Annotated in this window: 24 protein-coding genes and 1 pseudogene; 18 read left to right on the plus strand and 7 right to left on the minus strand. The window is 69.3% G+C overall.

Going from position 1 to position 22,819, the window contains the following annotated elements; translation table 11 throughout:
* Positions 1-62 precede the first annotated feature (62 nt).
* The 6 genes and pseudogenes from AAFN86_RS00940 to AAFN86_RS00960 all read left to right on the plus strand — a co-directional run bounded on the left by AAFN86_RS00940 (position 63) and on the right by AAFN86_RS00960 (position 5,316).
* Positions 63-1,355, plus strand: coding sequence for an FAD-binding protein (locus tag AAFN86_RS00940; RefSeq protein ID WP_347541322.1), 1,293 nt, complete (start codon positions 63-65; stop codon positions 1,353-1,355).
* A gap of 14 nt (positions 1,356-1,369) precedes the next feature.
* Positions 1,370-1,513: pseudogene (locus tag AAFN86_RS29560) on the plus strand (DUF4236 domain-containing protein); the annotation flags it as partial.
* 6 nt (positions 1,514-1,519) lie between these two features.
* Positions 1,520-1,801: a hypothetical protein gene (locus AAFN86_RS00945; RefSeq protein ID WP_347541323.1), complete on the plus strand. Its 282-nt coding sequence runs from the start codon at positions 1,520-1,522 to the stop codon at positions 1,799-1,801.
* Between the two features lie 158 nt (positions 1,802-1,959).
* Entirely contained in the window at positions 1,960-2,409 is a 450-nt protein-coding gene (locus tag AAFN86_RS00950) for a hypothetical protein (protein WP_347541324.1), read from the plus strand.
* 635 nt (positions 2,410-3,044) lie between these two features.
* Entirely contained in the window at positions 3,045-4,238 is a 1,194-nt protein-coding gene (locus tag AAFN86_RS00955) for a M20 aminoacylase family protein (RefSeq protein WP_347541325.1), read from the plus strand.
* A gap of 103 nt (positions 4,239-4,341) precedes the next feature.
* Entirely contained in the window at positions 4,342-5,316 is a 975-nt protein-coding gene (locus tag AAFN86_RS00960) for a tripartite tricarboxylate transporter substrate binding protein (RefSeq protein WP_347541326.1), read from the plus strand.
* Positions 5,317-5,593: 277 nt separating this feature from the next.
* Here the strand turns inward: AAFN86_RS00960 and AAFN86_RS00965 are convergent, their stop codons facing one another.
* Together AAFN86_RS00965 and AAFN86_RS00970 are read right to left on the minus strand one after the other, a co-directional pair.
* Positions 5,594-6,439, minus strand: coding sequence for a PhzF family phenazine biosynthesis protein (locus AAFN86_RS00965; protein WP_347541327.1), 846 nt, complete (start codon positions 6,437-6,439; stop codon positions 5,594-5,596).
* A gap of 48 nt (positions 6,440-6,487) precedes the next feature.
* The gene (locus AAFN86_RS00970; RefSeq protein WP_347541328.1) at positions 6,488-7,249 is read right to left on the minus strand and encodes a helix-turn-helix domain-containing protein; all 762 of its coding nucleotides are present in this window, start codon (positions 7,247-7,249) and stop codon (positions 6,488-6,490) included.
* Positions 7,250-7,750: 501 nt separating this feature from the next.
* Here AAFN86_RS00970 and AAFN86_RS00975 point away from each other — a divergent pair.
* From AAFN86_RS00975 to AAFN86_RS01005, 8 genes are all read left to right on the plus strand, one after another.
* The gene (locus tag AAFN86_RS00975) at positions 7,751-8,767 is read left to right on the plus strand and encodes a tripartite tricarboxylate transporter substrate binding protein (RefSeq protein WP_347541329.1); all 1,017 of its coding nucleotides are present in this window, start codon (positions 7,751-7,753) and stop codon (positions 8,765-8,767) included.
* Positions 8,764-9,729, plus strand: coding sequence for a formylglycine-generating enzyme family protein (locus AAFN86_RS00980; RefSeq protein WP_347541330.1), 966 nt, complete (start codon positions 8,764-8,766; stop codon positions 9,727-9,729). The genes AAFN86_RS00975 and AAFN86_RS00980 overlap by 4 nt, the downstream gene beginning before the upstream one ends.
* A gap of 18 nt (positions 9,730-9,747) precedes the next feature.
* Positions 9,748-10,668 carry a LysR family transcriptional regulator gene (locus AAFN86_RS00985; RefSeq protein WP_347541331.1) on the plus strand — a complete coding sequence of 307 codons (921 nt, stop codon included), beginning with the start codon at positions 9,748-9,750 and terminating at the stop codon, positions 10,666-10,668.
* A gap of 49 nt (positions 10,669-10,717) precedes the next feature.
* The gene (locus AAFN86_RS00990; protein WP_347541332.1) at positions 10,718-11,386 is read left to right on the plus strand and encodes a hypothetical protein; all 669 of its coding nucleotides are present in this window, start codon (positions 10,718-10,720) and stop codon (positions 11,384-11,386) included.
* 32 nt (positions 11,387-11,418) lie between these two features.
* The gene (locus AAFN86_RS00995) at positions 11,419-12,873 is read left to right on the plus strand and encodes a sulfatase-like hydrolase/transferase (protein WP_347541333.1); all 1,455 of its coding nucleotides are present in this window, start codon (positions 11,419-11,421) and stop codon (positions 12,871-12,873) included.
* 227 nt (positions 12,874-13,100) lie between these two features.
* Positions 13,101-13,505 carry an antA/AntB antirepressor family protein gene (locus tag AAFN86_RS01000; protein WP_347541334.1) on the plus strand — a complete coding sequence of 135 codons (405 nt, stop codon included), beginning with the start codon at positions 13,101-13,103 and terminating at the stop codon, positions 13,503-13,505.
* 27 nt (positions 13,506-13,532) lie between these two features.
* On the plus strand, positions 13,533-13,697 hold the full coding sequence (locus AAFN86_RS29565) for a BRO family protein (protein WP_408906574.1): 165 nt from the start codon (positions 13,533-13,535) through the stop codon (positions 13,695-13,697).
* A complete protein-coding gene (locus AAFN86_RS01005) occupies positions 13,649-13,906 on the plus strand; it encodes a BRO family protein (RefSeq protein WP_347541335.1) in 258 nt (85 codons plus the stop codon). The genes AAFN86_RS29565 and AAFN86_RS01005 overlap by 49 nt, the downstream gene beginning before the upstream one ends.
* Positions 13,907-14,461: 555 nt before the next feature.
* On the opposite strand, the gene AAFN86_RS01010 is transcribed toward AAFN86_RS01005, so the two are convergent.
* From AAFN86_RS01010 to AAFN86_RS01020, 3 genes are all read right to left on the minus strand, one after another.
* The gene (locus AAFN86_RS01010; RefSeq protein ID WP_347541336.1) at positions 14,462-15,442 is read right to left on the minus strand and encodes a tripartite tricarboxylate transporter substrate binding protein; all 981 of its coding nucleotides are present in this window, start codon (positions 15,440-15,442) and stop codon (positions 14,462-14,464) included.
* Between the two features lie 67 nt (positions 15,443-15,509).
* Positions 15,510-16,115, minus strand: coding sequence for an NAD(P)-dependent oxidoreductase (locus AAFN86_RS01015; RefSeq protein WP_347541337.1), 606 nt, complete (start codon positions 16,113-16,115; stop codon positions 15,510-15,512).
* Positions 16,115-17,791 (minus strand): NADPH-dependent assimilatory sulfite reductase hemoprotein subunit, encoded by a 1,677-nt coding sequence (locus tag AAFN86_RS01020; RefSeq protein ID WP_347541338.1) that lies wholly within the window; start codon positions 17,789-17,791, stop codon positions 16,115-16,117. The genes AAFN86_RS01015 and AAFN86_RS01020 overlap by 1 nt, the downstream gene beginning before the upstream one ends.
* 500 nt (positions 17,792-18,291) lie before the next feature.
* On the opposite strand from AAFN86_RS01020, the gene AAFN86_RS01025 reads away from it, so the two are divergent.
* From AAFN86_RS01025 to AAFN86_RS01035, 3 genes are all read left to right on the plus strand, one after another.
* Complete coding sequence (locus tag AAFN86_RS01025; RefSeq protein ID WP_347541339.1) at positions 18,292-18,492, plus strand: hypothetical protein; 201 nt, start codon at positions 18,292-18,294, stop codon at positions 18,490-18,492.
* Positions 18,493-18,577: 85 nt separating this feature from the next.
* Complete coding sequence (locus AAFN86_RS01030) at positions 18,578-18,736, plus strand: hypothetical protein (RefSeq protein ID WP_347541340.1); 159 nt, start codon at positions 18,578-18,580, stop codon at positions 18,734-18,736.
* Entirely contained in the window at positions 18,733-19,638 is a 906-nt protein-coding gene (locus tag AAFN86_RS01035; protein WP_347541341.1) for a TauD/TfdA family dioxygenase, read from the plus strand. Before AAFN86_RS01030 ends, AAFN86_RS01035 begins: the two co-directional genes overlap by 4 nt.
* A gap of 155 nt (positions 19,639-19,793) precedes the next feature.
* Here AAFN86_RS01035 and cysK read toward each other — a convergent pair whose 3' ends face one another.
* Positions 19,794-20,804 carry a cysteine synthase A gene (gene cysK, locus AAFN86_RS01040; protein ID WP_347541342.1) on the minus strand — a complete coding sequence of 337 codons (1,011 nt, stop codon included), beginning with the start codon at positions 20,802-20,804 and terminating at the stop codon, positions 19,794-19,796.
* 299 nt (positions 20,805-21,103) lie between these two features.
* Between cysK and AAFN86_RS01045 the strand changes: the two genes are divergently transcribed.
* The gene (locus AAFN86_RS01045; RefSeq protein WP_347541343.1) at positions 21,104-21,553 is read left to right on the plus strand and encodes an Rrf2 family transcriptional regulator; all 450 of its coding nucleotides are present in this window, start codon (positions 21,104-21,106) and stop codon (positions 21,551-21,553) included.
* Between the two features lie 402 nt (positions 21,554-21,955).
* Here AAFN86_RS01045 and cobA read toward each other — a convergent pair whose 3' ends face one another.
* Entirely contained in the window at positions 21,956-22,771 is an 816-nt protein-coding gene (cobA, locus tag AAFN86_RS01050; protein ID WP_347541344.1) for a uroporphyrinogen-III C-methyltransferase, read from the minus strand.
* Positions 22,772-22,819 lie beyond the last annotated feature (48 nt).

Here is a 22,819-nt window from a genome sequence, read left to right on the forward strand (position 1 = left end):
GATAGGGCGCCGGTTAAGAGCGGATCTCGCCGGACCCGCGGGGAGCGTTCTAGACTTCGGGAATGGCTGATTTCGATCTCCTTGTCGTCGGAGCCGGCGCGGCCGGGTTGATGGGCGCGCTGCGGGCCGCGCAAGGCGGCGCCCGCGTCTGCCTCCTGGAGCGGGATGCCGCGCAGCGCAGCAACCTCATGATCTCGGGCGGGCTCTTCGCCGCCGCCGGTACGCGCTTCCAAGCCGCGCTCGGCGTCGAGGACGAGCCAGCGCTTTTTTCCGCCGACATCCGGCGCAAGACCGGGGACGGCGTGCCGCCGGACCTGCTCCGGCTGGTTACCTGCCGATCGGCCGAGGTCCCGGTGTTCCTGGCCGACGAGGTCGGGCTGCCGATCCTGTTGTCCACGACCGCGCGTTTCCCTGGGCATTCAGTGCTTCGCCTGCATGCCACCCCGGCGGAATCCGGGGCGGAATTGTCGACGCTGTTGCGCGATGCCGCGCGCCAGCATCCTCGCATCGCCTGGCTCGACGGTGCCGAGGCCATCGGTCTGGTTGTCGAGGGTGGCTGTGTGACAGGTGTGCGCCTGGCCTCCGGCGAGACGCCGAGGGCCGCGTGGTCGCTGCTGGCCTGTGGTGGCTTTGGTGGCAATGCGGCGTTGCTGGCGGAGTATGTGCCCGCGGCCGCGGGCGCAAGGCATGTCGGCTCTTCAGCCAGCGACGGGCGCGGAGTTCTCTGGGCGCGCTCGCTGGGTGCCTCGCTGGCCTGCATGGATGCTTACCAGGGCCAGCCGCATATCTGCAGCGAATCCACGCAGGCGCATCGGCTGGGTGCCGCGCTGCCGGCGCTGGGCGCGATCATGGTCGACCGAAAGGGTCGGCGCTTCACCGATGAGCGTGCGGGACCGTCCGAACTGACCGCGCATGTCCTGGCCCAGATCGGCGGCGCGGTGGAGATATGGGACGCCGACGCTCAGGCCGCCGCGCTGCGCCAGGGGCCCTTCCGGGCGGCAACGGAGGCCGGGATGGTCGTGGCCTGCGCCAACGTTCTGGCGCTGGCGGCGCGTTTCAGCTTGCCGGCAGACGCGCTGGCGCAGACCTTGGCCGAAGCTGGTCAGCGGCCGCCTTTCTTCGCCGCTGCGGTGACCGGGGGCATCGCGCATACGCAGGGCGGCGTGATCTTGGACGACTGCGCCCGGGTGCTAAGGGCGGACGGCGCGCCGATCCCCGGCCTTCTTGCAGCCGGCGGCGTTGCCTGCGGCCTGTCCGGCTATGGCGCTGCGGGCTACGTGCCCGGCAATGGCCTCGCGCAATCCTTCACCCTCGGCCTGATCGCTGGCGAGACCGCGTCGACGCTGTCCCACTGAGAGCGTGTCGCTCCGTGTTCCGCATCCGATCAGAAACAGGCTCTAAGGGCGTATACCTGAACGTGAGTAAGGGCGGGACCAGCGTCAGCGTAGGCGGCCCTGGGGCAACCACGAACCTCAGCACTTCGGGTGTCAGGACCACGGTAGGCGCTCCCGGCACTGGGATGTCCAACGCCCATTCGAATTCCTGGGCGGCACCAACGCCCCGCGCGTCGAGCATCAGCAACGCGCAACTCGTCAGTGCTTTGCGGGCGATGGCCCAGGTACAGGATCCAAGCCTGACGAATGACGACCCGATCAGAGTCACTGTGACATTGCCACCGATGCGGCCGGGCGCGGAGATCGTTCAGCCGGTCGTTCGACCCGAGCCCCAGGGCGGCGGGTTTCTGTTCTTCATCCTGATCATCCTGCCGTTGATGATCTTGTGGATCAGGGTGCTTCGCTGACGCTGATGCCCTGGCGGGACGTGCGGGCTCGGCTGCCTGGTGCGGGACTGGTTGCACTGGCGCGCGATTCCGGGAGGATTGAGGCATGAGCGACGCGGCCCGGGTCCTGGCTGCGGTTCTCCCGCACTTGGTGAAGCCGCGGGGGAGGGCGGAAGGCGATGGTCACGCCCGGCGTGCTGGCGTTGGAGTGCTGGCAGGACATCACGCTCATCAAGGCGGTGGCGCGGGCCTTCCGGTGGAGGCTGATGCTGGAAGCTGGGCGCTTCGGCACCATCAACGAGTTGGCCGCGGCCGAAAAGATCAACTCGTCCTATGTCTCACGCGTGCTGCGGCTCACGCTGCTGGCGCCGGACATCGTCGAGGCGATCCTGGACGCGGACAATGGCAAGGCCGATCTGGCACCGGCGTATCGAAGAATACGGTGCATGCGGCCAGGAAGGGCGGGCCGGCGAGGGCCGATAAGCGCGCTCTTGCAGGGCAGGTACGGATTTCGGGCAAGTGGAGTTCGAACCTCGGCAAGTGCCGACCGCACCGAAACCGGCGCTTTACCTCTGTTCTCGAGTTCCGTACTGAATCAGCCAAGTCAGGAGGTCCGGAGAGAACCGTGACTCCGGAGACCCGTACGGGGCCACCTGCGGCAACTGCCAGTCAACAGGTCTGCCCCGAAAACCCCAGGAAACCTGCCACTCAGCGCGGCAGTTGGTTTGACGGAGAGGACGGCTCGTATGGGAACTGGCGGAGCGGTCGGGATTCGAAATATCGGTACAACGCCTCGCTGCTCCGCTAGATCGATGCGATTTCGGTCCAGTTCCCTGTTTCGTCACAGGCGGGACGCCATTTTTTCAATAAGTTGGCTTGTGCGATGCGGTTAGAGTCCTATCCAGGGTCCAATATCGATCGCATAGAATTAGCTTGGCGTAGCTTGTGAGGCGCCACTTTTGTCGTATCAGCGGACGGCAGGTGGCCCGAGGCGCGGGCAATGTTTGTCCGCTCCTCCAGGTGCCCCGGCACTCATAGGGCCGTGCTAGGCGATTCAAGTCCGCCCGCCGGTTCCATCTCTCACAAGACATATGGACAGGCTGGAAATCATCCAGCGCTTCACCGAGGTGTCGTCAGGGAAGCCAAGTCACTCCCGGATGAAGCCGGACGCGCGCGTTGGCGGCTGGTCGTCCGGCGAGGGGCTCGGTTGCCCGCCAGCACGCCAACTGGCAACAGCTTGGGCGTCCCAACGGAACCCGCCGGAATGCCCGACAACGACACCGCGGCGCGCATCGCGCGCCACCTCCCCGCGATCACCGCGATCCGCCGCGACATCCATGCGCACCCCGAGCTGGGATTCGAGGAGACGCGGACGGCCGCCCTGGTGGCGGCAACGCTGCGCGGTTGGGGAATCGAGGTCACGGAGGGCGTCGGCCGGCTCGGCGTAGTCGGCACGTTGCGCGGTCGGCGGTCCGGGCAGGGGGCCATCGCGCTGCGCGCCGATATGGACGCACTGGCACTGACGGAGCGCACGGGCCTGCCCTACGCGTCCACGAACGCCGGCCGGATGCACGCCTGCGGCCATGACGGGCACACCGCCATGCTGCTCGGTGCCGCCCAGCTCCTGGCCGAGGCGCCTGACTTCTCCGGCACCGTGCACTTCATCTTCCAGCCCGCCGAGGAAGGGCGCGGCGGTGCCGAGGCGATGCTCCAGGACGGGTTGTTCGACCGCTTCCCGGTCGATGCCGTGTACGGCATGCACAACATGCCGGGCATCCCCGTCGGTTCCTTCGCCATGCGTGTGGGACCACTCATGGCGGCTTCGGGCCGGTGGAAGGTGACGTTTCGTGGCACCGGCGGCCATGGCGGCAATTCACCTCACCTTGCCTCGGACATCACGGTCGCGCAGGCCATCTTCATCCAGGCCCTGCAGACCATCGTGGCACGCAACGTGGCGGCCACTGAAAGCGCCGTGGTCAGCGTCGGCCACATCGCAGGCGGCGCGGTCGAGGCGCTGAACGTCATGCCTTCCGAACTGCTGGTCGGCGGCACCATGCGTGCCTTCACGCCGGCGATGCAGGCGCTGGTTGAACGCCGCATCACCGAGTTGGCCGAGCAATCCGCCGCCATGGTCGGCGCGGTGGCGGAGGTGACGACGTGGTGGAACACCGTGCCGCTCATCAACAACGGTCGCGAGACGGAAGCGATGCTGGCCGCCGCGCGCGGCCTGGTCGGCGATGCCCGGGTAGACGCCGACACCACACCGGTCACGGGCGGGGAGGACTTCGCCTACATGACGCGCGCGAAGCCAGGTGCGCTGATCTTCCTCGGCAATGGCGCCGCGGCCGAGGGGACGGTCCACGGGCTGCACACTCCCGACTATGATTTCAATGACGCGACCCTGCCGTATGGCATCGGATTCTGGGTGCGGCTGGTCATGGACGAACTCCGCTCCTAGCCGGCCGCCTGCGGCGACCCCTGGCGCCGTCCGCTCCCCCGACGTTACCGTTGCGGTGCCCTTCGACGCCGGATGGCGGCCCTGGGCGCTGGAGGGAACGAAGATGAACGCCATTGCCACCCGTAGGGCGCTGTTGGCTGCGCCCGGGCTGCTCGTCGCGGCCCGGTCGGACGCGCAGTCGACCTGGCCGGACCGGCCGATCCGGTTGCTGATCGGTTTCCCACCGGGTGGCCCGACCGACTTCATCGGCCGTGTGGCCGCCAATGGCCTCCAGGCGGCCTGGGGGCAGACCGTGGTCGTGGAAAACCGCGCGGGGGCCGCTTCGGCCGTCGCCGCGGAGGTGGTGTCGCGCGCCGCGCCGGATGGGCACACGCTGTTCTTCGCGTCGAACTCCGTCGTTCTCAACGGCGCCATCCATCCGAGCCTGCCCTACGCGCTGCCGGAAAGCTTCGCGCCTGTGGGCTCCTTCTGCAGCGCGCCGAACGTCTTCTGGTGCGCGGCGAACCAGCCGTGGCGCGACCTCGCCTCCGTCGTTTCCGCCGCGCGCGCGCAGCCAGGCGCTCTCGCCTATGGAACCACGGGCGTGGGCGGAACGGGCCACTTCGGTGGCGAGACGCTGTGCGGCGCGCTGGGCATTTCGCTCAGCCATGTGCCCTATCGCGGCACCGCCCCGCTGATGCAGGACGTGATCGGCGGCCGCGTGCCGCTGCTGGCCCATGGCATGGCGGGCGCCGTGGGTCCCTATCAGGCGGGTCAGATCCGCCCCTTAGTGGTTCTTGGTCCGAAGCGCGCACCGGAACTGCCGGATGTACCGACCATGGCGGAACTCGGCCATCCGGTCCCGGATTCCGGCGTCTGGTTCGGGCTGATGGCGCCTGCGGGCACGCCGCCCGAGCTGGTGGCGCGGATGGCGCGCGACCTGGAGGCCCTGTCGAAGACAGACGACACGCGCACGAAGCTTGCCACCCAGGCGGCGGTTCCGGATTTCGTCGGCCCGCAAGTGTTCACGGGGCGCATTCGGACGGAACTGGCCACGTGGCGCGAGGTGGCTCGCCGTGTCGGGATCCGGCCTGAGTAGTTGCGCAAATCCTTCCGGGCCGTGTCGCTGGGCGACCCGGCTGTTGACCAGTTTGACCGGTCGAACGAGAGCTCGGCCGTGTTCGGCGACTGGCTGAAGTTGGCCGAGAGCGGAGTGGCAGCTTCGAGGCTCCAACTCAAAGAACCGGACCTTCAGCAGACAAGCGTGCGTCCGGATTACTGCGCTCATTTGACCGAGGAGGCGCGCTCGGGCGCGCAGCCCGCGCGCAGCATGAGGAACAGCGGCGTCGCCAGGAACAATGCACGGCGGGCCGTTATCATGCGCGGTCAGTGCCATCCAGCAGCACGACCCGGCCGGACAACCGCAACCCCACGCCGCCTGGATCGCGGCACACACGGATTTCCGAGGGGCGGCCCATCGCCTCACCCTGCCGCACGATGAGCTCGCGCGGAGCGGCCCCGAAGGCACTCAGCCCGGCATAGAGCGCCGTCGCGGCGATGCCGGTGGCCGCATCTTCCGGATAGCCGGAATTCCGTGGGAACTGCCGCGCATGCGCGGTCGTCGCATCTGCCAGCACATAGGGGTAGAGGCCGGTGGAGCCTATCGCCTCGCAAGCCGCGCGAACCGCCCCCATTTCTGGAGCAAGCGCATGCAGTCGCTCAGTGTGCCGCAAGGGGACCAAGGTCTTGGTGCGGCTCGTCGCAGCGTTCAGCACCGGTGCATCCGCGAGGTCTCCCAAGGCAAGCCCGAGCGCGGTGAGGATCGGCGCGAGATCGACCACCGGCACCGCGGTGCCGGCGGGTTGCGTCACCTCGACGGCATCCCCCGCGAAGATCGCACGCACGGGACCGGACAGGGTCTCTATGCGGAGTGCTTCACCCGATGCCTCGCCGCGACGCCGCAGCAGCCAGGCTGCGCCTAGCGTGGCGTGTCCGCACATCTCCATCTCGTGCTCGGGCACGAAAAAGCGGAAGCGCCGGTCGGCTGCGGCAGCGTCCTCGGGGGGCAGGACGAAGCCGCTCTCATGGCCATGATGCTCGGCGATCAGACGCATTGCCTCGTCGGTCAGGCCACGCGCGTCTGGGACGATGGGCGCCGGATTGCCGCCTCCCGGCGCGGCCGGAAAGACGGAGAGAAGGACGATTTCGGGATGGGACGGCATGACCCGCTGATACCGGCGGCGTCGACGTAACGCGCGCTGGATTGGGCCCTAGGAGAGTCCCGATCGGGCCATCTTCGGGGCGTGCCCGGCATGGCGCCGGAACAGCCGCGCGAGGTGGGAGGGCGAGGCAAGCCCCACCGCTTCCGCAGCCGCCGTTACATCGGCGCCGGCGGCAAGGTGCCGTGTGGCGGTATCGACGCGGAGGCGCGCGAGGTAGCCACCGACCCCGTCATTGAAGTGGCGGCGAAACAGTCGCGTCAGGTGCCGACGTGACACGCCAAACCGCGCGGCGAGTGCATCGAGGTCATGGCGCGCCGCCGGGTCTGCCGCGAGATGCGCCGCGACTGCCCGGATCAGCGCAGCGCCCTGGTCGCGCGGCAACGTCGGCAGTCCCCGCTCCGCGAGTTCGGTCAGGATCAACTGGTCGGCCAGGCGCGCGCGTTCACCTGTCGGACCGAGGCTGTCGCGATAGCCGAGCAGCGGCAGGAGGGTCGGCGGCAACGGCCCCGCCCGCCATCCGGCATCGCGCGGGAGCCAGCCTTCTATCCGTCCGCCCTTCGCGTAGAGCGCGAGGTGCCGATGCCCGGCATCCCCAGATCGCGTCCGGTGGCCGACACCCGCAGCGACCACCAGCGCTTCGCCGGGGCGCAGCACTTGTTCGGTGCGACCCCTACCGTCGAGCGCGAAGCGAAGCGTGCCGGCGCGCGGTATCATCAGCATCACGCAATCATGCACGTGCCAGCCGGTGGCATAGTCACCGCCGCCGGCGATAGTCGCCGCCCAATCGGTCTGTCCCAGGGAAAAATACATGGCTTTGGGAGCATATAGAAAATGCCGCGCCGGATGGCGAACAGTATGCGACGCGGGGCGATTGACGCCTGCACCTCGCACTGTGAAGGGCGTCGTCGCGCGCCACTGACTGCGCGAGAGAACCGGCAAGGAGAAACCGTGCTGATGGCGTTTACGGGGTGCGGGTAGGTTTGGCGGTCCGTCCTGTGCCGCCCGATGGCCGGAAGCAGCCTGACAGTCCCCGATGCTTCAGGCGTAGGAACCGGCCGTCCGAGAACTTCCGTGGCTATGCCGGCAATTCCGGTTGAGGGTTCCAGGCGCCCAATCGCTATCGGTGGGGCAGGTCTTGCTGCGACGGACGACAGGTGCGTCACGCGGTCTCGCCTTGCCACCGATACCGCGGTGCGGTGTGCCTCTACGGGGCACAAAACATGACGATCTAGGCATGAATCCATGCGAAGATCGCGTCTATATGCATGGCCGGTGTCTGCGCCAATGTCTGCGCAAGCAACGGAGGAAGCGATGACCAATCACTTGGCACCGCTGGCGGGCAACATGCCGGCACGGGCTGCAATCAGCCGACGAACCCTCATCGCGGCCGGCGGCGTCACGCTTCTGGCAAGCCGGCCGGCACATGCGGAATGGCCCGATCGGCCCATCCGCCTGATCGTTGCCTATCCGCCTGGCGGCGGCACCGACATCATGGCCCGTGCCGTCGCGCAGAAACTCGGCGACATCCTCAAGCAGTCGATCGTCGTCGAGAACCGCAGCGGTGCCAACGGCACGGTCGGCACGCTCGCCGTCGCGCAGTCGCGGCCCGATGGTTACACGCTGCTCTTCGCCAATGGCGGCGAGTTCGCGCTGAAGCCGCTGATGGAACTCGGCCTGCCCTACGACCCCAGCCGCGACTTCGATCTTGTCGCCATGTGCGGATCGACGCCGGTCGTGCTCGCCGTCAATGCGAGGGTCCCGGCGCAGACCCTGAACGAGTTCATCGAACTCGCGCGCCGCCAGCCCGGTCGCATCAACGTCTCCAACTCGGGGTCGCGCGGCACGATGCATCTGGCCGCGGCCTATCTGGCGCAGCGCGCCGGTGTCGAGCTGACGCATGTGCCGTATCGCGGCGCGGCACCCGCGGTCGCGGACACGGTCTCGGGCACGGTGCACGCCGTGGCGATGGGCCTGCCGCCGGTGCTGGCGCAGGCGCGGGATGGCCGCCTGCGCATCCTCGGCATCATGGCCTCGCGACGGAACGTCAACATTCCCGAAGTTGCGACCTTCGAGGAACTTGGCTTTCCGGGTTTCGACCTCAGCAACTCCGTCGGCATCGCCGGCCCCCGCGGCCTGCCGACCGACGTGATCGTCAAGCTCAACGCGGCGGTCAACGCCACCATGCAGGATCCCGATGTGCGCCGTATCTTCGTCGACAACGGTGCGGAGCCCGTATCCATGTCGGTCGAGGACTACCGGAACTTCCTCCTCGCCGAGACCGCGCGGATGCGGGAGGTGGTGCGGATCGCGGGCGTGCCACCCGAATGACCGTTGGCAGCCAGACGGCGTCCGCGGCGGCGAAGGCGTGCTGCGTGCCGTCCCGCACCACTGCAGCCACCGTGGCGGCCACGCCGCGCGCCGATGCAATGCCGGCATCCGCGCGCCGGAACCATGTCGTGGACATTCCGGGGGGTGCGGCCACGATCGGCACGGACGCCCCGGTGTTCCGCGGCGATGGCGAGGGCCCGGCGCGCCGCGTCACGCTGCGGGCGTTCCGCCTGGATGCCTGCGCCGTGACGAATGCGCGCTTCGCTGCCTTCGTGGCCGCCGCAGGCTACCGCACCGAAGCCGAGCGCTTCGGGTGGTCCTTCGTGTTTCGCGACTTCCTGTTGCCCGGCCAGGTGGCTGAGAGCCCGGAGGCAACGCCCTGGTGGTGCAAGGTGGATGGCGCCTGTTGGCATGCACCCGAGGGGCCGGGCAGCAGCGTCGTCGATCGGCCGGACCATCCGGTGATCCATGTGTCCTGGACCGACGCCGTGGCTTTCGCCGACTGGGTCGGCGGCCGGCTGCCGAGCGAGGCAGAATGGGAGCACGCGGCGCGCGGTGGCGCGACCGACGCCCGCTTTCCGTGGGGCGACGAGGAACCGACCGACGACACCGCCCACCTGTGCAACATCTGGCAGGGCGCCTTCCCGCAGCGGAACACCCTGGCCGATGGCTTTGCCGGTGCGGCACCCGTGGGTTGCTATCCGCCCAACGCCCATGGCCTGTACGACATGGCGGGCAATGTCTGGGAATGGACCGGCGATCCCTTCCGCGTTCGGTCGCTGGGCGTGGCGGCAAAGGCGCGCAACCGCGCCGCCGCTGCGGCGAAGGAACGCGTGATGAAGGGCGGTTCGTACCTGTGCCATCGCAGCTACTGCTACCGCTACCGCATCGCCGCGCGGGTCGGGCACAGTCCGGACATCTCCGCGGGGCATACCGGCTTCCGCCTTGCCTATGATGTCTGAGGCCCGCGTGACCACGCCATGAGCAGCCTGCCGCGCCTTGACCTGCGCCTGCTGCGCGCCGCGGTCGCGGTGCGTGACGCGGGGTCGGTCACGCTGGCAGCGCGCAGGCTTGGAACCAGCCAGCCGGCCCTGTCGCGCCTCATCGCGACACTTGAGAGCGAACTCGGCTTCGCTGTATTCAGCCGCACCGGGCGGACGCTCAAGCCCGCGCCGGCGGCGGAGTTGTTTCTCAGCCAGGCTGCGGCGACGCTGGTCGGCACCGAGCGGCTCGGCCAGCTCGCCCTGACAATTCGCCAGGGGCGCCTCGCGAAGCTCAAGATCGCCGCGCCGACCAACCTGTTCCAGGAAGTACTGCCCGACGCGCTGGCGCACTTCGCCGCGACCCGGCCCGGCGTGGAGATCGAGGTGCAGATCCGCCGCCGCCACGAGATCCTGCAAGGTCTCGAACGCGGCGGGATCGACTTCGGCATTGCGATGCTGCCCGTTGGACAGCCGGGTCTGACGGTGCGCCCATTCGCCGAAACGGAAGCGGTGTGCCTCGTCCCGTCCGACCATGCGCTGGCGCAGCGTGCCAGCATCGCGCCGGCCGACCTCGACGGGCTCGAACAGATCGGCCTGCCCGACGGATCGATCCTGCGCGGCTGGGTGGAAGATGCCTTCGCCTCGGCAGGCGTTGCGTATCGCCGGCGCTTCACCGTTGACAGCAACCATCTGGCATCGCGGCTGGTGGCGGCAGGGCTTGGCGTGGCCGTCATCCATCCCGTGGCGGCGCGCGATCTTCCGGCCGACGTCGTGAGCCGGCCGTTCCGCCCCGCGCTGCCCTTCACCTATGCGCTGCTGAAGCGCGCGGACCTCAGCTATGGCGTGCTGGCGCAGGAACTGGAGCACGCCTTGCGGCAGGCCTGGCCGGCGCATGACGACGACCGGGTGCGATCGTGATGACGCCAACGATGCGCAGCGAATGGCGCAGATTTCCGGGATACGAAGCATGACGACCTACGTTCATCACCGCATCAGTTGCGCGCCCCGCCGTTGGCAGGCCGTCGCCGAGCGGCTCGCGCAGCCGATCGCGGCCGCGGGTGGCTCCGTCCATGGCCTGTGGCGCAGCCAGATAGGCCGGCCGCGCGACGAGGTGACGGCCATCACCCTGTGGCCGCACGCCATCGCGGCCGATGCCGCGGAAGCTGCGCTCGTCGATGCGGACATCGTCGCGACATCGAGCCGCGCGATGACGCCGACCATCCGGCCGACCGGCACGGATGCACCGACGCGGCAGGGCAACTACGCCTTCCGTTGGTTCATCACGCCGGAGGCGCATTGGCTCGAGTTCCTCGATCTGTGCGCACAGGCCTGGCCCGGCTTCGAGGCGGCCTATGATTCGCAGGTGATCGGCCTGTGGCGCTGCGTGGGTGCCGAAACCGGCGACACCTGCCTTGGCCTGGTGCCGCCGGTCCCGCCGGGCAGCGTCGCCAGCCTGCTCCTGACGCGACGCCCTGACCTTGCGATGTGGGAGCGTTCGAAGCTGCCGCAGGGTGCGGCGGAAACGGCCGTGCGCGACGCGCTCAGCCGTCGCTACGACCTCTGCGACTGGACCGCCGTCTGCACCACCACGCTGCTGACGGCGACCGACAGCGCGGATCGTGCGCGCTGGGCCTGATCCCCGAAGTCACTACCGAAGGAAAGACTGCCATGACGCCCGCGAACATGCTGTTCATCATGTCCGACGAACACAATCCGCGCATGCTCGGGTGCCACGGGCATCCGATGGTGAAGACGCCGCACATGGACCGGCTCGCCGCGCGCGGCGTGCGCTTCAGCGACGCGTCGTGCAATTCGCCGATCTGCGTGCCGTCGCGCGCGAGCTTCGCGACAGGCCGCTACGTCCATCAGATACGCTTCTGGGACAACGCCATTCCCTATGACGGATCGGTCCCGACCTGGCACCATCGGCTGCGCGAGTACGGGCACGAGGTCACTTCGATCGGCAAGCTGCACTTCCGCGCGACCGACGACGACAACGGATTCGTCGAGGAAGTGCTGCCGATGCACGTGCTGAACGGCGTTGGCATGGTGTCGGGCCTGCTGCGGAAGGATGTTCGACCCGGCAAGGCGACGCTGAAGCTTGCGGCGGAGGCCGGGCCCGGCGACTCATCCTATCAGCGCTACGACGATGCCATCACCGACGCCGCCGTCGCCTGGATCAAGGAACGTGCGGACAAGCGGGGCGGCAAGCCCTGGGCATTGTTCGTCTCGCTGGTCTGCCCGCACTTTCCGCTGATCGCGCGCGAGGAATGGTACAACCTGTATCCCGAGGACCAGGTGCCGCTGCCGATGCGGCATGAGCGCCAGGATTGGCCGCGGCACCCGTTCCTCGACACGCTGCGCATCTTCCAGAACTACCACGAGGGCTTCGATAGCGAGCGCAGGATGCGCCGCGCGATCGCGGCCTATTTCGGCATGATCTCCTTCCTCGACCACAATATCGGACGGCTGATGACGGCGCTGGAGGAAGCCGGACTGATGGACAGCACGCGCGTGGTGTACACCAGCGACCATGGCGACAACCTCGGCGCGCGCGGCTTCTGGGGGAAGTCGAACATGTACCAGGATTCGGTCGCGGTCCCGATGATCATGGCCGGACCGGACATCCCGGCCGGGCAGGTGTGCCATGAACCAGTGACGCTGGTGGACGGTTTTCCGACCATCCTCGATTGCGTCGGCGCGCCGCGCCATCCAGACGATGCGGACCTGCCGGGGAACTCGCTGTTCGACATCGCGCAAGGCCTCACGCATCCGCGCGACGTGTTCAGCGAATATCACGCCTCCGGCGCGGTGACCGGCGCCTTCATGCTGCGCCGGGGTTCTTTGAAGTACGTCCACTACACCGGCATGGAGCCGCAGCTGTTCGATCTGCGTACCGACCCCGGTGAGGATCGCAACCTGGCGGACGACCCCGGCTATGCCGGCCCCCGCCGGGAATGCGAGCAGGCATTGCGCGCGATCCTTGATCCGGATGCCACGGACGCGCAGGCCTTCCGCGACCAGGCCGCGCGGATCGAGGAAGTCGGAGGGCGAGAGAAGATCCTGGCAGGTGGAAACTACGGCTACACGCCGCCGCCGGGGACACAGCCGGCCTACAGCTGACGCCGGTTGGCGCGAGCTTCCGCGATCCCGTCCCTGTTGGGCTTGGCGGCCTGCATTCGATTGGATGGTGGGGCCCGGAAGCTGCCAGCGCGCTTGGCCCAGCCCTGGAAGGTGTGACTCTCCGCGTGGCGTGTAGCCCCGGCTAACCATCCCGCCGACCAGCCGATCCCGATAGCCGACCAGGCGGCGCGCGCTCAAGCTGATCCTGCGCCGCGCGCCTCCTGCCGGTGCAGCCGCACCGGATTGGCGAGGGCCCGGTCGAGACCATCGCGGCGACCAAGCTGCACGCCTACTTGGGCGTCGCAACCGAATACCCGCTGTGGATCGACCGGCGCGTGGAAGAATACGGCTTCCGCGAAGGCATTGATTTTGTGCGAGATTCATTTCCTTCAAACCTGAAGGAAAAGGGCAAGCGGGGACGCCCGCCGAAAGATTGGCTCTTCACGCTCGACATGGCGAAGGAACGGGCCATGGTCGAGCGCAAGGAGAAGGGGTGTGAGGCGCGCCGGTATTGGGACGGCACCCACTGCGGGCGATCTGCAAGGCATGGCAGTAAGTGCCATGCCTTCCGAAGGAGGCGAGCAGCGCGTCAGGATCATGGCGTATCCGGTGCTCTCGAGGGGTATCACTGAAATCGTGATGCCTTGACGCCGACGGCCATGCCCTTCGTCTTCGAGGGCGCCGAGGTGCGCGTCGTCGTGCGCGGCGGCGCGCCGTGGTTCGTCGCATCTGATGTGTGCAAGGCTCTCGGCTTGACGGGGATGCCGGGCAGCACGTGCGCCGCCTGGACGGTGACGAAAAGGCCAAGGTTTCCGCCACCCTGATTCAGAACCAGGGTGGTCCTGATGTGTGGGCGCTGAATGAATTGGGCCTCTACACGATGGTCCTGCGCTCCAACGCGCCATCTGCGGCGCGCTTCCGCCGGTGGGTGACGGGCGAGGTGCTTCCGTCGATCCGCAAGGATGGCAGCTACATGCTGGGCCGGCCGGAGGCGTGCGCTTCGGGCGCACTCGCCATCGCCATGTCTGAATGACTCGTCGCCGCGGGATGCACCGGGGCAACATCGGCGCGTGACGCACCCGCCGTCGCCCGATGACTTCGTCATGCCGCCTATCGGCGAGGTGCGCGCGCGTCTTCTCGACCTGGCTGCGCTGGCGGCGAAGACCGATGCGGCGGAGCATCGGCTTGCGGCGCTGCTGATCGAGCTTGATGGACTCTCCTCCACGGCTCGCCGCCGGCTGCTGGAGGTTGGCGGTGCGTTCACCGCTGTTCATTCATGCCGCATTCCACCAACGGCCCGTGTCGCCGTTGGCGCGCAGCTGGCGCGACGACGAGGCGCCTCTCGCTGTAGCCCGGTCTCGACAGCCGGACGCCTGTCTGGACGATCGGCCCTGGCGGAACTGACATCATCATTCAGCGCCGATCACTCCCTTCAGGCTTGCCGATTGCGGAACCGCGAAGTGCACGCGCATATCGTGCCCCGTCATCATCCGCTGCCCGCATGCCGCCTCGTGATGATACGGGCGCCGGCGGCAGGCAGACCGCGGCGGGCGAGGGTGACGATGCTCATCGCGTCATTCCTCATGATTCAACCCCCCGCCTGGCGCATGCCCGCGGCGCGCACCACGCCTGCGAAGCGTTGCGTCGATTCATCCGTGCGGCGGGCGAAGTCCTCCGGCCCGTCCGCCACCACCTCGAAGCCCAGCCCGGTCAGGCGGTCCTGCACGGCAGGGTCACGCAGCGTCGCGGCGATGGCGCCGTGCAGCGCGGCGACAACCGGCGCCGGCACGCCCTTGGGCACCAGCAGCCCCTGCCAGGATTCGACATCGTATCCAGGTGCGATTGTCTCGGCGAGCGTCGGCACATCAGGCAACGCGGCATCACGCGCGGCGGTGGTCACGGCGAGCGGCACGATGGCGCCCTGGCGCACCTGCTCGGTGATGGCGGGCAGGGTGATCACCAACGCATCGAGGTGGCGCGCCAGCAGATCGGTCGCGGCCGGCCCGCCGCCGCGATAGGTGACGTATTCGACAGGCAGCCCGCCAGCCGCCTGCGACAGCAATTCATGCACCACATGCGCGATGCCGCCCCAGGCCGGCAGGCCGACATTCAGTCGTCCTGGCCGCTTCTTCACCGCCGCGACGTATCCCGCGATGTCGGTGAAGCCCGACGCGGGATGCGTCGCGAGGATCTGGGCCGCGCGCACCGCCTGCGTCACCGGCGTGAAGGACCCGCGCACGGTGAAGCCGGGATTGGGCGCGATGAGTTCGGCAAGCACGATGGCATCGCCGGTGACCAGCAGCGTGTGGCCGTCAGCCTCGCCGCGCGAGACTTGCTGCATGGCGATCAGGCCGTTGGCGCCGCCCTGATTCTCGACCAGTACGGATTGCCCGAGCCGCGCCGACAGCGCGGGGGCGATGATGCGCGCGAGCGTGTCGAGGCTCGCCGCCGGGGCGGAGGACACAACCAGCCGCACCGGGCGTGTCGGCGCCCAGGTGCTGGCGCGCGAAGGGCTGACGGCAACGGAGGCGAAGGCGGCGCCGAGCGCGCCGCGTCGTGAAAAGGTCATCTGTGTGATCCTGTGCAGGGGTGTGGCATCGCGATGCGCCGCGCGGGCCCGTGGGGATCGCCTGGTCTCAGGCACCTTGGGCGGGCGCGGCGGTGCGACATCGCGCCCCGGCCGCGAGCGGTCCCCAGCCCGACTGCGCCAGATATGCGCTGACGCCACGCACGACCTCGGCCGGTGGCGCGCCGCCGCCGCGCAGTTGCGCGCGCAGGGCCGCGACTTCCTCAAGCCGCTCGGCCCATTCGGGGCCGAAGGCTTCGGCCAGCCAGACACGGAGTGCTGCGGCCAGCGCCGGTGCGCCGCCGCCGGTCGAGACGGTCAGCACCAGATTGCCGCGGCGGACGATCGCCGGGACATGCAGGTCACAGAGGTCCGGCACGTCCTCGACATTCACCGGGACGCGCCTTGCACGGGCATTGGTCGCGAGCACCCAGGATTCCGCATCCGTCAGTCCGGCGACGAACAGCAGGCGGGCGGCTTCGATATCAGCAACGCCCGGCAGGTCCGGCCGCAGGCGGTCGCCCAGGCGTTTGGCGAGCGCAGCGTCGACCACGTCCGTATGGACTGTCAGCGTCGTCAGCCCGGCGGCTTCGAGCAGGTCGAGCCGCTTGAGCAAGGCCGGCCCGCGCCCGGCAAGCAGCGTCGGCGTGTCCGGCAGATGGATCAGCGGCAGCATCAGGCGGCCGCCTGTCCTGCCAGGACCGCGTGCGCGGCGTCCTGGCCGATGCGCGCGCAGAAATCGCCGAAGCCCTCGCCGTCCAGCCGGCCCGCGCCCCAGGCGACGAACAACGGTTCCAGCTGCGCGGCGATGCGCGCCTGCGGCACCTTGTCGGCCAGGGCGAAGGACAGGCGCGTTCCTTCGAAATCGCCGCCGACAAACAGGGTGTAGAGACCGGGTGCGCGGCCGACCACGCCGATATCCCCGGCATAGGGCCGCGCGCAGCCATTCGGGCAGCCGGTCAGGCGCAGGCTGATGCGTTCGCCGGCGAGACCGTGCCGCGTCAGTGCCGCCTCGACATCCGCGACGATCGGCGCGTGGACGCGCTCGCCCTCGGCCAGGGACTGCCCGCAGGTGGGCAGCGCGACGCAGGCGAGCGACCAGCGCGCGAGCGGCGAGAGATCCTCGGCGAAGGTCACGCCATGGGACCGCAGCAGCAATTCGACCGCGGCGCGATCGGACGCGGTGATGTCGGCGAGCAGCAGGTCCTGCTGCGCGGTCACGATGGGGCGCGGGGCGAAGCGCGCCATCACCTCCCGAAGTGCTGCGCGCAGCGAACCGGCGACGCGCCCGGCGGCAACCGGCAGGCCGAGCCACAGCCGGCCATCGCCCTGTTCGTGCCAGCCCAGTAGCTCCGGCACGCGGAAGCGCGGCAACCTCGGTGCCGGGGGCAATGCGCGACCAAGATCGGCCGCGAGCCTGTCGCGCACCCACGCCACGCCGCGTTCCGCCACCACGTATTTGAGCCTGGCGTGCTTGCGGTCGGACCGGTCGCCATGGTCGCGCGACAGGCGCACCACGGCCTTGGCCGTCTCCAGCACGTCATCGGGGCCGATGACGCAGATCGCGTCAGCGAGGCGCGGATAGGTGGATGGCTTGTTGTGCGTCATGCCCATGCCCCCGCCGATCGTGACGATCCAGCCGGTGATGCGGTCGCCCTCGTTCAGCGCGACGAAGCCGAGGTCGTTCGCCAGCACATCCGGCGTGTTGTCGTCGGGATGGGCGAGGGCGATCTTGAACTTCCGTGGCAGGTAGGTCGGGCCATACAGGGGCTCGTCCTCGGGCGCGCCGACCGCTTCCTCGTCTAGGAAGATCTCGTGATGGGCGCGGGTGCGTGGCAGCAGTTCCGAGGACAGGCGGAAGGCTTCCGCTTCAAGCCGCGCATGGATCGCATCGCCGCGCGGCGCCGCGGTGGTGATGACGTTGCGGACCACATCGCCGCAGGCGGCGAGCGTCGTCAGCAGCGCATCATGGATCGCGGCGATGGATGGCTTCAGCGCCTGGCGGATGATGCCGTGGAATTGCACGCCCTGCCGCGTGGTCAGGCGCAGCGTGCCATCGGCATGCGTGTCCGCCAGGCTGTCCAGCGCCAGCCATTGCGTCGCCGTCAGCCGCCCGGCCGGGGCGCGCACGCGGACCATGAAGGACCAGTCCTTGTCCTCCCCGCGCTGCTTGCGCTCGGTCGCGCTGTCGCGGTCGAACTGCTCATAGGTGCCATGGAACTTGAGCAGGGTGTACGCGCCCTCCGACAGGCCGCCGCGCGCTTCGGCGGCGACGATCTCCTCGGCGATGCTGCCGCGGAGCGCCTGGCTGCCCGCCTTGATGACCTCTGCGCCGCTCGGCTTTCCCGACATGTCGTCCTGCTCTCCACGATGGCTACCACCGCACGGCGTCATCATTCGTCTGGGATACACAATGTCAAATCGGAAATTACGAAGTTGGATGACGAAGGCCGGCCGAATCGCCGCACGCCGGGCCGATGCTGCTGCCGTGGCGATGGAATTCGCTGCGTTCGCGAGTGTCTTGGGTCGTCCATGCTACCCTCGCCGCCATCCGCGGAAGGCTTTTCTATACAATTTAATTCGTGAAATAGGCCGCACCAGTGATTGACAATAGTCGATGGAAGGACGTGAAATAGACCTGCCGATGAACGGGGCCTGGTCCCCCGCGGAGATGAAGACGATGCAGTTCGCGCCGCCAGCAGACACGCCACAGCGCCATGGCCCGGGCCAGGCGCACGAGGCCTGTCGGCGTTGCCGAATGTGTCGCGGCGCCTGATCCGCCACACCGCACCCATCCCACCCATCGATTGCAGCAGCCGGCGCAGCACCTCGCGCGCCGGAGGAGGATCGGCATGATCCAGTCACGCACCATCAACGAAGACGGCCATCTGCTCGGTGTTGCCACCACCGCCGACCATGGCTGGCTGTTCACCGCCATCGATCCGCGCGTCGAGGATCTGCACGGCAGTTGCTTCCGCACCCCCGCCGAGGCGGAGCGCGTAGCACTGCTCGTTCTACACCGTGGCCGCGGCACGGTCGGGGGGCGGGCATGATCTCGCTCACCCTGCGTGCCATCGGCAGCGGCGCGGCGCTGCTCGCGTTGCTTGCCGCGGCGGGGCTTCTGCGGGTGCACGGGTCATGACCGGCGCCCTGCTCGTGCCGGTGATCACGCCGGACGCCATCGCCTGGCTCGCCGCCATCCTTGCCGCCGCAGGCGGCATCACGCTTCACGCCGTCCATCCGCCGCAGGATGAGGCCTTGGCGGAAGCGCTGCTGCTCGCTGCGGTGCATCCATGAGCGCCGCGCGGAAGCAGGCGCCGCCGCCGGCGACGGCCGCGCTCCACGACGCCTTCGGTGTCGAGGTGGTGGGCCTGTCCGTCGGCCCCGACGCCGGCGATGCCGTGTTCGACACGTTGCGCGCCCTGGTCGCCGCCCATGGCCTGGTCGTGCTGCGCGGCCAGACATTGCCGCCGGCGGCACAGGCGGCGGTGACGCGCCGCCTTGGCCGGCCGGAGATCCACGCCCTGGACCATGCCCGCCACGCGGACCAGCCGGAGATCGTGGTCGAGGGCAATGCCGCCGCGTTGCAGGGCCTCGGTGATGCGGGCCTTGCCTGGCATGCCGACCTGACCTGGCGGGCTGCGCCGACGCGACTGTCGCTGCTGCGGGCGGAACACCTGCCGGCCACACCCGGCGAGATCCTGTTCGCCCATCAGGGCCTCGCCCATGACCGGCTCGATGCCTGGCTGCGCTGGCGCATCGAATACCTGGATGCCGAGCACGACCACGACCGGCGCTGCCGTGGCGATGCGCCCGGCTGGCGCGCGCGGCCTGCCCTGGCGGCGCCGGAGCGTGCCGCCCATCCGCCGGCCGTGCATCCGGTGGTGCGGCTCGATCCCGCCAGTGGCCGCCGCAGCCTGTTCGTGAACGAAGGCACGACGACGCGCCTGCTGGGTGTGCCGGCCGATGAAGCGGAGCGACTGCTCGCCCGCCTGCTGGCCGCCGCAACGGATCCGGCGGTGGTGTATCGCCATGGCTGGCGGCCGGGCGACCTGCTGCTGTGGGACAATGCGCTGCTGATCCACCGCGTGGTGGCCTCGGCTCCTGGCGAGGTCATCCAGTTGCATCGCAGCGCCGTCACGGGCGAACGGCCGGTTGGCCCGCTTTCGGTCGCGCAGCCCTGGGTGTCCGCCGGATAGGCATTCGTCGCGTTGTCTCCAACGCGCCCGATCTCCGCCCGCCGCCGGCGGAGCGGTCTGCCATTCGGCAGGCCGTGACTTGGCGGCCGTGTGAAGGACGTTTCCTCCCGAAAACTCCGGCCGGGATTCCCTTGGGGATCCCGGCCGCCTTTTCGTCAGAAGCCGGCGAAAAGCCGCGTCGACAGGTAGCGTTCGGCGAAGGATGGCGCGATGGCGACAATCAGCTTCCCCGCCATCGCGGGTTCGCGCGCGACCTCGATCGCCGCCGACAGCGCGGCGCCGGAGGATATGCCGACCGGCAGCCCTTCCTCCCGCGCGCAGCGGCGCGCCGTCTCGAGCGCCTCGCGTTCCGATACGCGCATGATCGCGTCAATCCGTTCGAGTTCCAGCACCGCCGGCCTGAAGCCGGCGCCGATGCCCTGGATGTCGTGCGGGCCGGGATCGTCGCCGGACAGCACAGCACTTTCCGCCGGTTCCACGCCGATGATGCGCAGCCCCTTGCGGCGCGGCTTCAGCACGCGCGCGATGCCGGTCAGGGTGCCGCCGGTGCCGATGCCGCCGACGATCGCGTCGACCTCGCCTTCGGTGTCGGTCCAGATTTCCTCGGCCGTGGTGGTGGCGTGAATGTCGGGGTTGGCGGGATTGTCGAACTGGCGCGGCATCCAGGCGCCCGGCGTCGCGGCGAGGATCGCCTCGGCCTTGGCGATGGCGCCGGCCATGCCGCGCTTCGATGGCGTCAGTTCAAGCTCGGCACCCATCAGCCGCATCATGCGCCGGCGTTCGATGCTGGCGCCGTCCGGCATCACCACGATCAGGCGATAGCCCTTCGCCGCCGCCACGAAGGCCAGCGCGATGCCGGTGTTGCCGGAGGTCGGCTCGACCAGCACGGACCGTCCGGGCGTGATCAGCCCCTCGCGTTCGGCGGCCTCGACCATCGCCAGCCCGATGCGGTCCTTGACCGAGCCGAGCGGGTTGAAGAATTCGAGCTTCAGCGCGATGCGCGCGGCGAGTCCCTCGGCGGCGCCGATCCGCGGCAGCAGCACCAGCGGCGTGCCACCCACCGTCTCCAGGATGCTGCCGAACAGGCGCCCGCGCGGGGCGGCGAGATCGGCCGTCGCTCGCACCTTGGGCGTCGAGCGGCGGCGTTGGGCGTTTCCATTGGCCATGATGGACGGCATATCACGTCCCGCGGTCGGGATTCAGGGGGGTGGTGACGGCGCGACAGATCCGGGCGGCGGAGTCGGCACGGTGCCGCCTGGCGGCGGGCATGGCCGGCGGCAGTTGGCGCACCGACCGCATCCTTCGTGCGCCGTGCCTATCCGGATGTGCAGGTCACGCCGGCCGAAGCACGCGGACCGGGGCGCTGGTGAGCACGGCCTGAGGCGGCCCCCATCCAGGTGGCTCGCATTCCACGACAGACCGTCGTAGAGCTTGCAGCCGGACCAGGGGGAAACCGAGAGTCACCATGCTGCTGCGCCGCGACCGTGCGTTCACGGCCATTGCCATCATGCTCGACCTCGCCTTCCACGCCGGCCGCGCCGGGGAGCTGGTGGCGGCTGCCGAGATCGCCGAACGCCTCGGCGCTGCGCGACGGGGCGTGGAGCCCGTGTTCCAGGCGCTGTCGCGCGCCGGGCTGCTGGAAAGCGTGCGGGGGCCGCACGGCGGCTATCGCCTGGGCCGTCGCCCGCGCGACCTGCGCCTGTCCGACATCGTCGCCAGCGTGCAGGAGGAATCGGACGCGCCCCACGACCTGGTCGGCCGGCTACAGATCGCCGTGGTGATGCCGATGTGGCGCGAACTCGATGGCGAACTCCGCACCCGTCTCGCGGGCATCACCATTGAGGATCTGCTGCGCCGGGCCCAGGCGGCAGGGCTGCGCCGCACGATTGTCGAGCCGCTGAACTTCGCGATCTGATATCCGCGGCTTTGGGAACCGAGAGGGGCTTTGCCCCTCTCGGGCTCACCGCACCAAAGGCCAGGGGGCCTTTGGAATGCCGATACCCGGCTCCGGGCAGCGCGGTTGGGATCGACGCCGGGACGGGCCGTTGTGCACAAGGCGCTCGCCAACTCCGCCAGCTCTGGTGGGAAACCTCGGCGCCGCGGGCTCATCCGGCATCGGTCCGCGCCACGGCACCCGCACCGCCACAGCGCCCGGCAGCCTCTCGAGGGCAAGCCGCGCGATTGCCCCGGCCCGCCGCCTCCTGTCCGACAGGCCGTGGGTCGCCATCAGGTCCGGCGTCAGTGTCAGCATCGCATCGAAAGCGAGCGGCGAGGCGCGTCCCGTCGCGCGCGATCCATCAGGCAGCATGCGCAGCGATCAGGACGCGGTGGCGGCGTCGCGGATACGCGGCGCGGCCTCATCCGGCACAAGGCCGAGCGTACCGCCCAGCGCCGCGACCCGCCCGATCACCACCAGCGCCGGGGTCGGGATGCCGGCGCGCCGCACCGCGAGGGTGCAGGCGCCGAGCGTGCTCGCCAGCGTGGACTGTCCGGGCAGCGAGGCTTGCGAGATGACCGAGACCGGCGTCCCGGCCAGCAGTCCCGCCGCGAGCAGCCGAACTGCCATCTCGTCGAGGCAGGACAGCGCCATGAAGGCGACCAGCGTGGCGCCGCTGCGCGCCAGCGCATCCCAATCCACCGAGGTTGGCAGGCCGCCGCTTTCGTCATGCCCGGTGACGAAGGTGACAGCGCTGGCAATGCCGCGATGGGTGACAGGAATACCGGCGGCGGCCGGTGCCGCGGTGCCCGATGTCACGCCGGGCACGACGCGCCACGGGATGCCCGACGCCGCGAGGGCGGCTGCTTCCTCCCCGCCACGGCCGAACAGGAACGGGTCGCCGCCTTTGAGGCGCACCACGCGCTGGCCGGCCCGCGCGCCGGCGATCATGCGCGCGATGATCGTCGATTGCGGTGTGGCCTGTGCCGCTTTTCGCTTGCCGACCGGGATGATGGTGGCCCCGGCGCGGACCAGACGCAGCACGCCGCGCCCGGGCAGCGCATCATGCAGGACGAGGTCGGCGCGGCGCAGCGCATTGGCGGCGCGTAGCGTCAGCAATTCGGGGTCGCCGGGGCCGGCGCCGACCAGCCATACCTCGCCCGGTCGTGGGCCGTCCGTCGCGGCCAGGAAGCTCATCGTGGCGATTCCCGCATGATGTCGTTGAGCCGACATTCTGCGTCGTGG

The sequence above is a fragment of the Roseomonas sp. CAU 1739 genome (assembly GCF_039839775.1).
Taxonomy (GTDB): Bacteria; Pseudomonadota; Alphaproteobacteria; order Acetobacterales; family Acetobacteraceae; genus Neoroseomonas.